The sequence below is a fragment of the Cupriavidus sp. 207A1 genome, assembly GCF_057798955.1.
On sequence record NZ_JBYOJO010000008.1, the window covers coordinates 186,318 to 199,947 of the forward strand.

12 protein-coding genes, 1 tRNA gene and 3 pseudogenes are annotated in these 13,630 nt (G+C 59.8%); 8 read left to right on the forward strand and 8 right to left on the reverse strand.

Features of this window, described 5'->3' with window-relative positions:
• The first annotated feature begins 9 nt into the window (after positions 1–9).
• Positions 10–471, forward strand: coding sequence for a type II 3-dehydroquinate dehydratase (locus AC3FMM_RS16905; protein WP_488687055.1), 462 nt, complete (start codon positions 10–12; stop codon positions 469–471).
• 79 nt (positions 472–550) lie between these two features.
• Positions 551–1,507 carry a 2-hydroxyacid dehydrogenase gene (locus tag AC3FMM_RS16910; RefSeq protein WP_488687056.1) on the forward strand — a complete coding sequence of 319 codons (957 nt, stop codon included), beginning with the start codon at positions 551–553 and terminating at the stop codon, positions 1,505–1,507.
• 374 nt (positions 1,508–1,881) lie between these two features.
• Here the strand turns inward: AC3FMM_RS16910 and AC3FMM_RS16915 are convergent, their stop codons facing one another.
• The 3 genes and pseudogenes from AC3FMM_RS16915 to AC3FMM_RS16925 form a co-directional block, all read right to left on the reverse strand.
• Positions 1,882–2,148: a hypothetical protein gene (locus AC3FMM_RS16915; protein WP_488687057.1), complete on the reverse strand. Its 267-nt coding sequence runs from the start codon at positions 2,146–2,148 to the stop codon at positions 1,882–1,884.
• A 653-nt stretch (positions 2,149–2,801) separates the two neighbouring features.
• Positions 2,802–3,020 (reverse strand): hypothetical protein, encoded by a 219-nt coding sequence (locus AC3FMM_RS16920; RefSeq protein WP_488687058.1) that lies wholly within the window; start codon positions 3,018–3,020, stop codon positions 2,802–2,804.
• Positions 3,017–3,199: pseudogene (locus AC3FMM_RS16925) on the reverse strand (dihydrofolate reductase family protein); the annotation flags it as partial. The gene AC3FMM_RS16920 and the pseudogene AC3FMM_RS16925, both read right to left, overlap by 4 nt.
• Before the next feature lie 383 nt (positions 3,200–3,582).
• On the opposite strand from AC3FMM_RS16925, the gene AC3FMM_RS16930 reads away from it, so the two are divergent.
• Both AC3FMM_RS16930 and AC3FMM_RS16935 read left to right on the forward strand, forming a co-directional pair.
• Positions 3,583–4,050, forward strand: coding sequence for a fumarate hydratase (locus AC3FMM_RS16930; protein WP_488687059.1), 468 nt, complete (start codon positions 3,583–3,585; stop codon positions 4,048–4,050).
• Between the two features lie 130 nt (positions 4,051–4,180).
• Positions 4,181–4,259: transfer RNA gene (locus AC3FMM_RS16935), tRNA-Ile, on the forward strand.
• Positions 4,260–4,457: 198 nt separating this feature from the next.
• Here the strand turns inward: AC3FMM_RS16935 and AC3FMM_RS16940 are convergent.
• A complete protein-coding gene (locus tag AC3FMM_RS16940; protein WP_488687060.1) occupies positions 4,458–4,643 on the reverse strand; it encodes a hypothetical protein in 186 nt (61 codons plus the stop codon).
• 447 nt (positions 4,644–5,090) lie between these two features.
• Between AC3FMM_RS16940 and AC3FMM_RS16945 the strand changes: the two genes are divergently transcribed.
• Both AC3FMM_RS16945 and AC3FMM_RS16950 read left to right on the forward strand, forming a co-directional pair.
• Complete coding sequence (locus AC3FMM_RS16945) at positions 5,091–5,402, forward strand: H-NS histone family protein (protein WP_488687061.1); 312 nt, start codon at positions 5,091–5,093, stop codon at positions 5,400–5,402.
• A gap of 212 nt (positions 5,403–5,614) precedes the next feature.
• Entirely contained in the window at positions 5,615–5,929 is a 315-nt protein-coding gene (locus tag AC3FMM_RS16950) for an H-NS histone family protein (protein ID WP_488687062.1), read from the forward strand.
• Between the two features lie 1,176 nt (positions 5,930–7,105).
• Here AC3FMM_RS16950 and AC3FMM_RS16955 read toward each other — a convergent pair.
• The 3 genes and pseudogenes from AC3FMM_RS16955 to AC3FMM_RS16965 form a co-directional block, all read right to left on the reverse strand.
• A pseudogene (locus AC3FMM_RS16955) lies at positions 7,106–7,249 on the reverse strand (DUF808 family protein); the annotation flags it as partial.
• A gap of 30 nt (positions 7,250–7,279) precedes the next feature.
• Positions 7,280–8,449: an extracellular catalytic domain type 1 short-chain-length polyhydroxyalkanoate depolymerase gene (locus AC3FMM_RS16960; protein WP_488687064.1), complete on the reverse strand. Its 1,170-nt coding sequence runs from the start codon at positions 8,447–8,449 to the stop codon at positions 7,280–7,282.
• A gap of 78 nt (positions 8,450–8,527) precedes the next feature.
• Positions 8,528–8,929 carry a CopG family transcriptional regulator gene (locus AC3FMM_RS16965; RefSeq protein WP_488687065.1) on the reverse strand — a complete coding sequence of 134 codons (402 nt, stop codon included), beginning with the start codon at positions 8,927–8,929 and terminating at the stop codon, positions 8,528–8,530.
• 851 nt (positions 8,930–9,780) lie between these two features.
• On the opposite strand from AC3FMM_RS16965, the gene AC3FMM_RS16970 reads away from it, so the two are divergent.
• The gene (locus AC3FMM_RS16970) at positions 9,781–10,929 is read left to right on the forward strand and encodes a Fic family protein (protein ID WP_488687066.1); all 1,149 of its coding nucleotides are present in this window, start codon (positions 9,781–9,783) and stop codon (positions 10,927–10,929) included.
• Between the two features lie 343 nt (positions 10,930–11,272).
• Here the strand turns inward: AC3FMM_RS16970 and AC3FMM_RS16975 are convergent.
• Positions 11,273–11,644: pseudogene (locus AC3FMM_RS16975) on the reverse strand (haloacid dehalogenase-like hydrolase); the annotation flags it as partial.
• Between the two features lie 153 nt (positions 11,645–11,797).
• On the opposite strand from AC3FMM_RS16975, the gene AC3FMM_RS16980 reads away from it, so the two are divergent.
• Complete coding sequence (locus tag AC3FMM_RS16980) at positions 11,798–13,465, forward strand: arylsulfatase (protein ID WP_488687067.1); 1,668 nt, start codon at positions 11,798–11,800, stop codon at positions 13,463–13,465.
• The last annotated feature ends 165 nt before the right edge of the window (positions 13,466–13,630 follow it).

Consider the following 13,630-nt stretch of genomic DNA (forward strand, 5'->3'; position numbering starts at 1 on the left):
GGTCAGAACATGAGCGAGAAGATCACCATCTGGTTCCTGAACGGCCCCAACGCCAATCTCTATGGCCTGGACGCCAACAAGACGTACGGCAGTGACAGCTTTCCGGTGCTGCAGTCACGATGCGAGCAGAAGGCCGCGTCCCTGAATGCCGACCTGCGCTTCCTGCAGTCGAACTACGAGGGACAGCTGGTCGACTGGATCCAGGAAGCGCGTGGCGTGGCGGACGGCATCATCATCAATGCGGCCGGCCTGACCTACTCCTCGATTCCGATCCTCGATGCCTTGCTGTCTTTCCCCGGCAGGATCATCGAAACCCATATGAGCAACATCTGGAAGCGCGAGCCGTTCCGCCACCACTCCTACATTTCAAAGGTGGCGGATGGCGTGATCGCCGGGCTGGGCGGAGACGGCTACGAATTTGCCATCGAGGCCGTCACGCGGCTGGTGCAGAAGGGCAGAACAGCGGCCTAATTTCCCGCGCGCACGCGGAACGGTAGCAAGATGTACTTTCGCTGCCGTCCTTGCCATCATTCTCAATGCAGTTGCCAAGATGCCAATCTCTGAAGACACTCCCTCGGGCGCGCTGGCCTTTTACAGCGCCTTCGACGATTTCGACAAGTGGAAGCGCGCGCTCCAGGCCCAGCTCCCGAACCTGAAGGTCATTCACTCCAGCGAAATCACCCGGCCGGCCGACGTTCACTACGCGCTCGCCTGGAAACCGCCGGAAAATTTCTTTGCCGAAATGACGAACCTGCGCCTGATCGTAAATCTGGGCGCAGGGGTTGATTCACTGGTCCAGCGGCAGGATCTTCCCCAAGGCATTCCGATCACACGGCTCACGGACCCGCAGATGGCGCGCATGATGGCGGGGTACGTGCTGTTCTCTGTGCTGCGGCACGCCCGTGACATTCCCTACTTCGAGCAGGCGCAGCGGCGGGGTGAATGGGCCTACCGTCATCCACGTTCTCCGGAAGACATCCGCGTTGCGGTTCTGGGGCTCGGTCAGCTGGGCGCGAAAGCGGCCCACGAACTGGAGCGCCAGGGGTTCAAGGTGATCGGCTGGTCGCGCAGCCCGGCGCGGATCGAAGGCGTGGAATGCTTTGCCGGACTGGAAACGCTCGACACCGTCATCGGACAGGCGGACATTGTCGTCGTGATGCTGCCACTCACGCCGCAAACGGCCGGCATCCTGGATCGGGCGCGACTCGAGCGGCTGCCGCGAGGCGCGGCCTTCATCAATGTTGCGCGGGGCGCCCTGGTCGATCAGGCTGCGCTTACGGACCTGCTCCAAAGCGGCCACATCGGCGGGGCAACCCTGGACGTCTTCGAGCGCGAACCGTTGCCTGCCGGGGATCCGCTGTGGAGCATGCCCAATGTGCTGATCACACCCCACCTGGCTTCGGTGGCGATTCCGTCGTCTGCGGCAAGACAGATTGCGGAGAATATTATTCGGGTTTCCGCCGGTGGATTGCCGGACAACATCATCGACCCAGCACGTGGCTATTGAGGTATGGACCACGTCTGGCGCAATGCGACGGACGCGCGGACGGGACGAAAGACGCGATCAGAATGAGGCAAAGCGGTTCTGGCTAGGGGAAAGCAGGGTGTGCCTCTGAGCAGAATGGCAAAGCTCTGGGATCATGTGGCAAACGACAGCGCACCAAGGCCATGTCGCGTTGTATGTAGCGTTCCCTCAAAAGACCCCCCTCACCGGGTACTGTCATACCACTACCGTTGCTCTCCCAGCGTGCGGGGCCAGACCAACGCCGGCGTTACAGTGACGCAGCGATAGGCACGATAACGGTTACGTTAAAGCGGCTCGACTGCTGCAGCGCCATGGCGACACTATTTGGCCATGGGATGGAGTTAGGCGATCCCGATTTAACGCAGATGCTTCCCCGGCAAGGTGGGCCTTGCGCGCCGTGCATTCCCTTCAGACATTTCGGCATCGCGCGCGCGCAGTGTCTTGTCCGAGGGTTTCTTCGGCAAAATGGTCCCCGTAAGACGGCTCTCCGGTCTCGCGCCAAACGCACCGATATGGATCGACTCGCCCATACCACCTGTCACGTGTTGCGCGAGCGCCGTGCTAACACAGCTCCATAGCGTCACTGCCGATGCCAGTAGGCCCAGTGCGCGAATCTTCTTCACTTACTCTCTCCTCGTTATGCGCCCATCAGCACTAGCCGCGGGCGCCCGCAAGCATATCGACATCGCGCTTACGAGATTGTAATCATTTGTGACTGAGAGCTAAACCGCAGCGGTTGGGTTTCAGTCTTTGCACGAAATTCGGCATCTTGCCGCTCGCAGCCCGAGTCATCTGAATCGCGACGTTCGAGCTGGAGAAAATATGGCCCTTGGTGGCACATTCCCTCTTCTCCTTCTCTGCGACAGCTTCAATAGAGTATTTCTTGACCACGTCGGTCCCGAAGTGCTCCTAAGCGGCTTCACCACCGCTGGAGCATGTGGAGATGCTGAGGCGGGCGTCACGACTTTGTTGCAGGGGGGAGGCACATGTCTCTTCGTTCTCGAAAGATCCTCTATCAACCGTCGACGCGATGCGGCGTGGCCCAGTAGTGGCCGCTCGGCAGTGGCGCGCCCCCTCGCTCGACTCTGATGACCGAACTCCCGAAGCGCATAGGACAGGTGCCTGGGCGCTTCGCAGGGCCAACGGTTGAAAGCGGAGTCTCCCTATAGTCATGGCAAGGGCAATGCCTACAGCGTGGCCAAGCAGCCCTAGCCCATGTGCCCGATAGAAGAGGGGCAATGTGCGCATGGTGTCGAGAAATTTGTATGGAACCGCATCAGTCCGCCTCGTGCGAAACCTTCATGCGCCTTCCAACTTCCTTTGCGCTCGGCGCGGCCTGAGCAAACGATCCAAGCGGGACATCGCCAGTCGGCACGTAAGTGCTCATCACGACGCCGGTGGTCGAGGCTTCCGAAGCTACGAGCCGCAGTCCGCCGGGCGTCGCGCCGGCTTCGAACAACCGCTTGGCGCGGCCCAATACTACGGGGAAAGTCACACGTTGTACTCGTCAATCAGAGATGCCGCCCTCAGCGCCTGGATCAGGTTTGCGCTGCCGATAATCTGCAGATCTTGTCCCATCTCCGCCTTGAGCGCCGTTAGCACCGCGATTACGTCGCCATGCAACAGTGATGAGTTGTTCCAAGCCAGCGTCTTGAGCGTGCGCGAGGCGACGTATTTCCTTGTCGCGTTGAACGTCCGAGATGAGAGGGGTCGAGTACCCTGACAAGTTTATGCGTTTGCCTCTGGCAAAGCCCGCTGGGCAGTATCGATCATGCGTGTACAGGATGCCCTTTCCATCCTGATATTTTATCGCTAGGGCCGAGTCCGACAGCTGAAGCGGGAGGGATGCAAGGAGAAGTCAGAGCATGCTTGACGTCGTTGTTGTTTCGACAAAAGACCATCATCTCGGCGAGCGGACCGTTCGGCAACGAACGGGATATGCCGTACCGTTACATGGCTTACCGAGAACAGATCACAACGACAAAGTGTAGATAGATTCCATTGTGTCCAGCGTGTGAGGTTATACTCCGCACTCCACAATACTATGAACAATCAACATGGTCGCAGCAAATAAATCGACAACCCCGGGAAATACGGTCTCCAAGCGCAAGCCTGCCGCAAAGAAGGTTACCGTGCCGACAAAGAAGGCCAGCGTGCTCGCGCGCGAAGCGCTGGCCGCTAAAAAGCGTTTGCTGAAGCTGCGCGCCGACACGAAGAAGGCAATCGAAGCAGCAAAGCGGGAGGTCACCAAGGCAACGGAGGACGCAAAGGCTGCCGCTCGCTTTGAAAAGCAAGCGGCAAAGGACAAGGCGGCTGCAAAAAAAGCGAAGGCCGTCAGCGCAAAGAAGGTAAGGGCTGGTAAGGTGGCTGCCAAGAAGCCGACTGCAAAAAAGGCAGTGCCCGGCAATAAGGTCGCTATCAAAAAAGCGGCTCCGAAAGCGGCCACAGTGAAAGCCGCGACGAAAAGGCGCGCCCCCGCAAAGAAGGCGGTTGCGCCGGCGGCATCGCCTGCAGTGGCGGCCTGATTAATTGCCTCGGCTGGCATGTGACAGTGCCAACTAGTCCAGTACCGAAAGATGCGGGGCGCTGGCCCTGCATCGCTACGGAACGCAAATTGCTGCGCATGGCGCAAGCTGTTTCTGCTTCCGTTTTATTGGGCCTCTAGCTCATGCCTGGTTAGAGCAGCGGACTCATAATCCGTTGGTGCCGTGTTCGACTCACGGGAGGCCCACCATTCCATGTCCAAAGGCGATCAACTTCCGTCGGAATAAAGTTCGATCCGTTTGATAGGGTGCTAAGGGCGTTGTCAGGCCACTCAACGGGACCGCGTACGAACTGAATGGCTCTTCGCGTCATAGCCAACCGGTCCGCAGCCGACTACTTCCAAGTGACTGCGGAATTGCCGTGGTTCCCGCAGGTGCAGCCCCAACGCTCACCGAATGCGGCGCACCATCTCAATCATCGAATGCCCCTGACTCGTCAGGCGAGGGCAGGTGCCGTGCTCCATCGTAACCAACTTGTGCACCAGCAAGCCATCCAGCTGCTCGGGCTCTAGGTCATCGATATCTTGTGTGTCACCAAGTAAGAGCAGCGCGGCAATTTCATGAGGACTAAGCATGTCGGCCTCCTTTATCTGATCCAAAAGGGAACTACGACTGCTATCCGTGGATTGTATGCACGGAAGTAAGAGAAAAGCGGGGACAGGGCGGTGCTAAGACGCGCGGAGGGCGCTCACCGCGTTCTAAGCTAAGCGGTCTTGTCGTAAAGATCAAGCAACTGACGTGTTGCGATGCGGCGAAGAGATGCCAGAGCTGGGCGCGCAAAGGGATCCATGACAGCACAGGCAAGCTTTCATTGCAACCAATAGGCTTCTGGATCACAAAGGATAGCGGCTCGGGTCCGCTTACACGGCTGCGGCATTCCCCCCAGCCCACATTGACGCGCTGAGTTTTTGTTTTTCCTATTGACTTTGTGCGTATGTGATAAGGTGAGCGCTGTTGTACATTTCAGTTTTATCGCTTTTAGACTATTTGTTCGCTGACCTAGACCAGAAAGGATGAATCGTATGGCTACATACAAGGAATTGATGGCACAAAAGCAGGCGCTCGAAGCCCACCTCGAAGAAGTGCGCGCCAATGAAGTTGCAGGAGTCATCGAGCAGATCCAAACTTTGATGGCAGAGTATGACCTGACAGTCGACGACATTACCAAGCGCCGCCGCGGACGCCCGGCAGGCAGCGGTGCAAGCAAGTCGAAATCCGAGCTACCTCCGAAGTATCGCGACCCCAAAACCGGAAAAACTTGGTCCGGTCGAGGCCGCGCACCGGCATGGCTAGGTAAAAATCCAAACCGGTTTTTGATCGCTGAAGAAGCATAAGTTCGTTCGACGCACGACTCGACGGATGGATTCCGACCCCTGCGCAGCTGCAGGGGCTCCGCTTTTCCGAAACTAGCGGCAGGCTGTTAGTGCCAAGAGATCGGATCAGTAACGGGCATGCGTACCAGGTGGGAGGTTGCAGTACCCCACAGCTTTCTGCTTATCTTAGAAATGCGTATAAAAACATGCGTAGCTCAATATAGGAGTCAAGGATGGCAACGTATGAAGAACTAATGGAGCGGAAGCAAGCATTGGAGGCTCAGATTGTCGCGGCGCGCGCTAACGAGGTACCGGGCGTCATCGAGCAGATTAGGGAACTGATGCTTCGATATGAGCTTACGCCAGAAGACATAGCGCCACGACGCCGCAGGGGACGGCCGGCTGGTAGTTCGTCTGCCGTTGCGGAAAAGGCGCCCCTGCCACCCAAGTACATGGACCCAAAAAGCGGAAAAACTTGGTCGGGACGCGGCCGGACCCCTGCATGGCTGGGCAAGCGGCCTGAGCGTTTCCGGATTCCGCAGGAATGACGGTATCGCCCAACGGGTCAGTTACTGGTCCGGCTGATAGTTCCAGGCGCTGCATTGAGCTAGGGGTTACATGGACGCCGGACCAACGATTTCTTCTGCTGTAAAAAGACCGGCGCCATCGAGACGAGCGGCGCCGGAAGCGTCCATGAAGAAGTTGAATAGCCGTCTACGGCTACCCACTGTCAGTATCCGCTCAATCGGCTGCCCGGGCAAACGTCGCGTTAGCTTCTACGAAAAAATCCCGCGCTCACCATTGAGAGGCGGCGCGGGCGGTAGCAGGACAGCCCTGTCAGGATACGATGACCTCAGCATTGCTAATGCCTCAATTAAACTGAGTTTCGTAGGCTGATTCTGCCTCCAGGGCAGCGCCTCGGCAAAATTGTGACGCTCTGCAGGTTTCTGGTCGCTCTACCGCACGGGCAATCTGCATCCGCTGGACATCGAGTTTCGCGCTGGAGAGCAAGCCAAGCCATCCTATTCTTCCCCCAACAGCATCAGTCAGCGACCGATGAACAGCCGCTCGAAACGGGAGCAAAGTCGAAATGAGCAGCGGCATACATGGCATTGCATGCCCATACCTCATGCCCGTTCTTATAGAAGGTGACCCATTTGCCGTCGCTGACGCAATGGGCTCCAGGGAAAACTTCGTCATGCCCGTTCGGACCGTCCAGCGGGAAGGGCGCGTGTGGCGTGGCCCAGTACTGGCCACACGGAAGGGGCGCGATTGTCTTTGGCATGCTTATCAGGCCCGGTGTGGTGTTACAGACGGCGCAGTCCGGTCCTCGCTACGGCGAAACCAAGGGCGGTGTCAATCCTGCAACGGACGTAGCTGCGATGCGCGGCATCTTCGTGTAGTCTCGCCAACAAATCACCTTCTGTCCAGTGCGCGCTTCTATGCCACGATACCTTCGATTTGCGGCCCAGACCTTCTGCGTGGGCGCCCTTATCGTGGTCGCCGCCATCGTTTCCCGACAAGTATATCTGCGGAGTGACGCAGCGCCTGACGTTGCTGACGCGCAAGAAGAACCGGCGAGATTAATGTTGATCCGCTGTGAGTCGATGCATGACCAATTGCAGAATCGGCATAGTATGGCTAGAGATGACGATGAGTGGCATCGCACTCGCTGTAGGGAACTATGAGTTCGAGACAGTCAGATTAGACCCAGATTCACGCTACATCAGGATGCCGCCGCCCAGCAGGAACATCGCCGCCGTTCCGGCGACCGACAACGCTTTCATCAGCCAGGGCGCCAGCCGCAGCAACCCTCGGCCCAGGCCGCGGATGCCGGCCGACGGACGCCGGCTCAGGTACTGGCCGGCCGGGCAACCGGCGCGCGGGCTTGCGCCGGCTCAGCCCGGCAGCGGATTGGCGAGAAAGAACCGCACCATTTCCGCACTGGCATCCGGCCCCTTCGGATCGGTATAGCTGCCCTGGGGGCTACCGCCCGCCCAGGCGTGCCCGGCGCCATGGATGACCCAGTATTCAACATTGACGCCAGCGGGCGTGGTGATTCTTTGCCGCGTGTAGTCATGGCCGCCGGCGACGTTCCTGCGTTCGGTCAGCTGGCGCACGTGATCGCTCCTGAATGGCGCAACAAGACGGTCGCCGTTCGACGGATGCACCGTATGGTCCGCATCGCCGTGGAACACGATGAGAGGCCGCGCGGTGGAGGCAGGCGGCACCGCGCCTGACCTGGACCGGCCTAGCCCCTTGCCGCCCTTCATCGCGCCCAGCGCCGAGGGCAGGTCATGCGCGGACCCGGCGGGCAGACCGGAATGCACGCCGGCCGCCGCGAACAACTCCGGATAGCGCTGGATCAGCACCGCGGCCATCGCGCCGCCTGCGGACAGGCCGGCAACATAGACGCGCCTTGCGTCGATGCCGTGGCTGGCGATCACCTCGCGCACCATGCCGGCAATGATGGACGGTTCTCCCTTGCCGGCCTGCTGGTCGCCGGGCCGGAACCAGTTCCAGCATTTCGACGGATTGTCCGCGGTGGCCTGGACCGGATACAGCACCACGAAGCCAAGCATGTCGGCAAGGGTGTTCATCTGGGTGCCGGCCGCGAAATCGTTGGCATCCTGCGTGCAACCGTGCAGCATCACGACCAGCGGCATCGGCTCGGCCTGACGGCCAGCGGGCACGTAAAGCTTGTACGCGCGGGATCCCGCCCGGTTCACGAACGTGTGCTGGCTGAAATGTCCGACATCCTGCCGGGACGCTTGCCTGACGTCCGGGCGTAGCGAGTGAGTGCCGCGCGCGGATGCCGGGGAGGCTGCGTTGTCGGCGCTTCCGGCGGCATCGGCCGGGCGGGCCTGCACGCGGGCATCGGTGAGCAGGCGTTCGACCACCTGTGCGGGCATGGGAGCGGAGGGGGACGACGGGGCGACCGCCGCGCCCATCGACGCTTGCTCGCGCAGCGCACGCTGGATAGCCTCGGTGGCCTCGAGCGGGCCCGCGGTCTGCAGCAAGTGCATGGCTTCTCGCATCGAAGCGAGGAAGGCATCATTCATTCTCATACTTGTTTCCAGGCAAACCTGGCGAGCCAGGGCGCGGCGGCATTGCCGCGTTACTACCGCGCGTTACTAGTGCGCTTACTACCGTATTCGCCCGGCGAGCGCAGTCTTGACTGCCGCGGGGGCATGAAAGGCGCCGAGCACCACAATCGATTCAATCGTTGCCAGGGCCAGTTCCGGGCTGACATCCGAGGCGATGCTCGCCAGTCCGAGGACATGGATGTCGAGCTTCTCGTTGGCCGCGCGCGCGGCCTCCAGGTCGCGGCGGGTGAAATGCTGGAGTCCGAGGACAAGGGCCCGGCGCGTCACCGTTTCCTGTATGGCCTGGGCGTGCATGGCCAACTGGTTGCGAATGGCGGTCCGGATCAGGTCAGTCCGATTCGAATAAAAGCCTTCTTCCACCAGCAGGTCGATCTGCCCCAGGTCCACCGGGCCGAGGTTGATCGTGATTTTTTCCGTGTCACCGGGCTTTGGTTTGCTCATCGGGTTTGTTATTGCCAAGCGTCTGCGTCGATGTGATCGTTGGGGCTCAAACCTTCCATACGACATCCATATGCCATCCATCTGGATGGTGAATTTATAGACGCTGAGGGAAAGCAGGTCAAGGGGAAGCTTCGCAACAGGGAGACTTGGAAGCGCTGTGTGCCACCGCACACGGACGCGTGAGTGGTCACAGCATCATTCTTGCGGGGTGCACGTCAGCCGGGGGTGGCTGCGGTCATTTCGCGCCCGCAGGCCTGGGGCAGCGATGATTCGCGGCTGGGCGCGAAGGAGGGAAATGCTGGAAGGGATAATTCTGCGTGGTTTCGTGAACCTGATCGTATCGACCCGGTGCTTGCGGGACCCTGGGGCGGGAGGCACGGCTCGGATTCTCCCGCTCCGCCCATTTATGATGGGGCAACGAATACCGTCGGGCCGGCTCAAACCGCTGGGAGGCCGCCGCCTTGCTGCGCGGCTGCCGCTGACGGCGGCGCCGTGACAATCGAGCGCAGCTCCGGCTGGGCGGGTTTCAGCGATGCCAGATCCGGCACCGGACGGCGCAACGCCGGCGACGCAGCGAACGCCGCTTCCATGGCCCGCGCTTCCGATAACGTTTGCAGGTCGCCGTGTCGAGTGATCTGGATTGGCAGCGCTCAGCCCGAAGCATCGAGCGCTGGCCAGCTTCGCCGACGTTCCGGGCACCGTGTAGCAAATAGAGGGTTGCGCCGGCGCACGAAAGCGGCATGCTAGTTTTCCCGGCTTGTGGGGCGCCTGCGGTGTATAGCGGTGCCATTCACCGCATGTCATGCGGCGATTAAGTTGCCCTTGCGGCCAATGCAGGGCATAATCTCCGCATGAATCGCAGCGAATACACCTATGTCTGGCAGGCTCCAGACTGGCCCGTTTGGCGGTACGACCTGAGTTCCCTGGCTTGGCCCATGGCTGAGGTCAGCCGAGCCCAAGGCATGCTGATGGGGCGGTTGGCGGACCTCGGTATGGGGCTGCGGGATCAGGCTTGCCTTGCGGCGCTGACAAACGACGTGGTCAAGACAAGTGAGATCGAGGGTGAGCAGCTCAACGTGTATTCGGTGCGCTCATCTATCGCGCGCAGGCTGGGTGTCGACATCGGCGCGCTGGCGCCCGTGGATCGTCACGTTGAAGGGGTGGTCGACATGGTGCTCGACGCGACTGCAAACAGCCATGCGCCAGTCTCGAAGGAGCGCCTTTTCGGCTGGCACGCGGCGCTGTTCCCCACAGGTTACTCCGGCCTGTCAAAAATCAACGTCGCCCAATGGCGAGACGATTCAGCCGGACCCATGCAAGTGGTTTCCGGCCCGATCAGCCGGCAACGCGTCCATTTTGAGGCGCCGCCCGCCGATCATCTGGCGGCAGAGACGGGGCGATTCATCGATTGGGTCAACGCGGCGCCCACCGACCCGCCGCTGATCCGCGCAGGGCTTGCACACCTGTGGTTCGTCACGCTGCACCCGTTTGACGACGGCAATGGCCGTATCGCGCGCGCCATCGGCGACCTGATGCTTGCGCGGGCAGATGGCAGTCCACAACGCTTCTACAGCCTGTCAGCGCAGATACAGCGCGAGCGCAAGGCATACTACGACATCCTCGAACGCACTCAGAAGGATTCGATGGACGTCACGCCGTGGTTGTCGTGGTTCTTCGAAACGCTGCACCGCGCGGTAGACCAGGCGCAGGTCACGCTCGACGAAGTACTGGCCAAAGCGCGCTTCTGGCACCACTGGGGAATGCAGGCACTCAATGCTCGGCAGGTAAAGGTTTTGAACCGGCTGCTGGACGGTTTCGAAGGCAAGCTCACGAGCAGCAAGTGGGCGGCCATTGCCAAGTGCTCCAGTGATACGGCACTGCGGGACATCAACGACCTAGTTGAGCGCGGCGTCCTACGTAAGGCGGTCGGGGGTGGGCGAAGCACCAGCTATGAGCTGAACGATGTGCCATCCGGCGCGGACGGGAACGAGGGGGGCTGAAGCTTAGGAACCGAAAGCGTTCGGCAGTGTTGCTCGGTGGATCTGGACGATCTTGCGAACAACAACGACATTCCGGGTTGGAATTGGTTGAAACTTCGAAGGAAAACGACAATTCAAGAATCGGTATGCGGCTCGCCGACCATAGTCGCCGAGATGCACATTTGGGGCCAGAAGTCGGAGGGCTGTTGTCGACCCATCGCTGCCGTTCGAATCCGGGTTGGCCAATGGCGGCTTTAGGCTGCTCTACGGTCATCGCGCTTTCCCGGGAATTGAAATGGAGTGCCGGCTTAGGCGCCATGAGGAGAAAGTCGAACGAATTCTCCCTCGCGTCAATTGCGGCCTGCGATGGATAGATTTGCTGCCAATCTTGCTTCATGCTGATAACAAGCTTTCCGATCTTTGAAGCGCGTCATAGACGAACTCCCGCTCCGCATCATCATGGTGAACCAAAATGGCCCATCGGCGCCCGTCTCCGCTGGTGGTGTACTCCAGCATATGGAAGTCGCCGACCGAATTGCCAAGGGCAAGAATCGGGCGGCGCCCCGATCTGGCGATAAATGCCAACCGGCTTGCCGGGGCCATCGTTGATGAATTCCATTTTGGATCGCGCATAAGGGCAGGTCGGCGTTCAGACGTGGCATAGCGCACCGTCTGCGTGGATCCGATGATCCTGCTCGGGTGGAATTCCGTAAGCCTGCTCCACCCGGGGTCGCACCGCATCGCCTGGCGGCGACATCTTTTTATTCGCCTATCGAAAGAATTCACTTGGGGATCGCACCAGCATAGTAGAGGCTGGATTGGCCGCAGCTCCGGAAACCGAACTCCGGCCAATAACCAAGAACACCCAAGCGCGCGCTCGGAGGAAGCCATGAATCAGGGAAACTACGTCACCCGAATGAGCCATACGGCATGGCACTATGCCTCCGTAAGCATTCTGATTGCGCTGGCGGTGATGATCCCCGCACTGGCTTTTGCCCAGACTCCGGCCACAAAGCCAAACATTGTTGTTATCTTCGGTGACGACATTGGCATGTGGAATGTCGGTGCCTACGCACACGGCATCATGGGCCGAACACCCAATATCGATAGCCTTGCCCGCGAAGGCGGGTTATTCACCGACCATTACGGCCAACCCAGTTGCACTGCGGGGCGGGCGGCTTTCATCACGGGCCAGATGCCGATACGCACCGGCATGACGACTATCGGCATTCCTGGATCCACGCGCGGCATCCAGAAGGAAGACCCTACGCTGGCCGAAGTGTTGAAGTCGCAAGGCTATGCGACTGCCCAGTTTGGCAAAAATCACCTAGGCGACCGTAACGAGTTCCTACCTACAGTACATGGATTCGACGAATGGTTTGGGAACCTGTACCACCTGAATGCAGAAGAAGAACCGGAGGAGCTTGACTATCCAGGTCAGCGCAACCCGGAATACCTGAAGAAGTTTGGACCACGCGGAGTACTGCATGCCTGGGCTACCACACAGGACGATTCCACAACCGATCCGAAGTTCGGCCGCGTCGGCAAGCAACGGATCGAAAATACCGGCCCGCTCACGCGCAAGCGCATGGAAACCTTCGACGCCGAGGTGCTGCAGCACACGCTTAACTGGATGGACCGGGTCGGCAAGGACAGCAAGCCATTCTTCCTCTGGTTCAACGCCACCGCGATCCACATCTGGTCGCATCCGCAACAGCAGTATGTGCAGAAAGCGGTTTCCGAAGGACGCGCGGAGCAGGACGTGGTGCGCGCCAGGATGATTGAGCATGACGAGCACGTCGGACGCATTCTGACAAAGCTGAAGGAAATGGGCGTTGCCGACAACACCATCGTCGTCTACACCACCGATAATGGCAATGAACTGATGATGTGGCCGGACGGCGGCTACGCGCCTTTCCGCGGAGAGAAGGGCACCACATGGGAAGGGGGGGTCCGAGTACCGTGCCTGATTCGCTGGCCTGGCAAGATTGCTCCGGGCACGGACTTCAATGGCATCCAGAGCCACGAAGACCTGTTTGTCACCCTGGCTGCTGCGGCTGGGTTGCCAAATCTCAAGGATGACATGCTCAAGGGCACACGTATGGGAGGCAGCCGTTACAAGGTGCACTTGGATGGCTACAACAATCTCGATTACTGGATGGGCAAGACCGATCAATCGGCGCGGCGCGAGGTCTTCTACTATGACGAAACAGACCTGATGGCGATGCGCGTCGATGCGTGGAAGATGCATGTCGGGGTCAAAAAGGATGGTAGCTGGTTCAACTCGAAGGTATATCCGAGTGCGCCGTACATCTTTAATCTGCTGATGGACCCTTTGGAAAAAATGGATCCTGAATCGCACGAATGGGGCTATGCGGGCCGGCGCTTTGTTGCACAGAAACTTTGGGCGCCGTCGGCGAGCGTGCCGTTTCTCCAGGCGCACCTGAAGACCCTGGAAGACTATCCACCACGGCAGGCTGCCGACACCCTCAGCATGAAGAAGGCGATCGATGAAGCCATGAGAAAGATGTCGACGCCCAATAAGAGCAGCAACTGAATTGCCATAAGCTGGATGACCGTTAGTGGCCGGGCCGATTTCCATGGTCCGGCATGCACCAATGGCCAACTCGGCCACGGGCGGAAAATTGTGCCCACGCAGCCATCCTGCACTCCGTTGAGATCATGGCTCACCGCACTGATTTCCACGGAGTGCAGAGCGAGA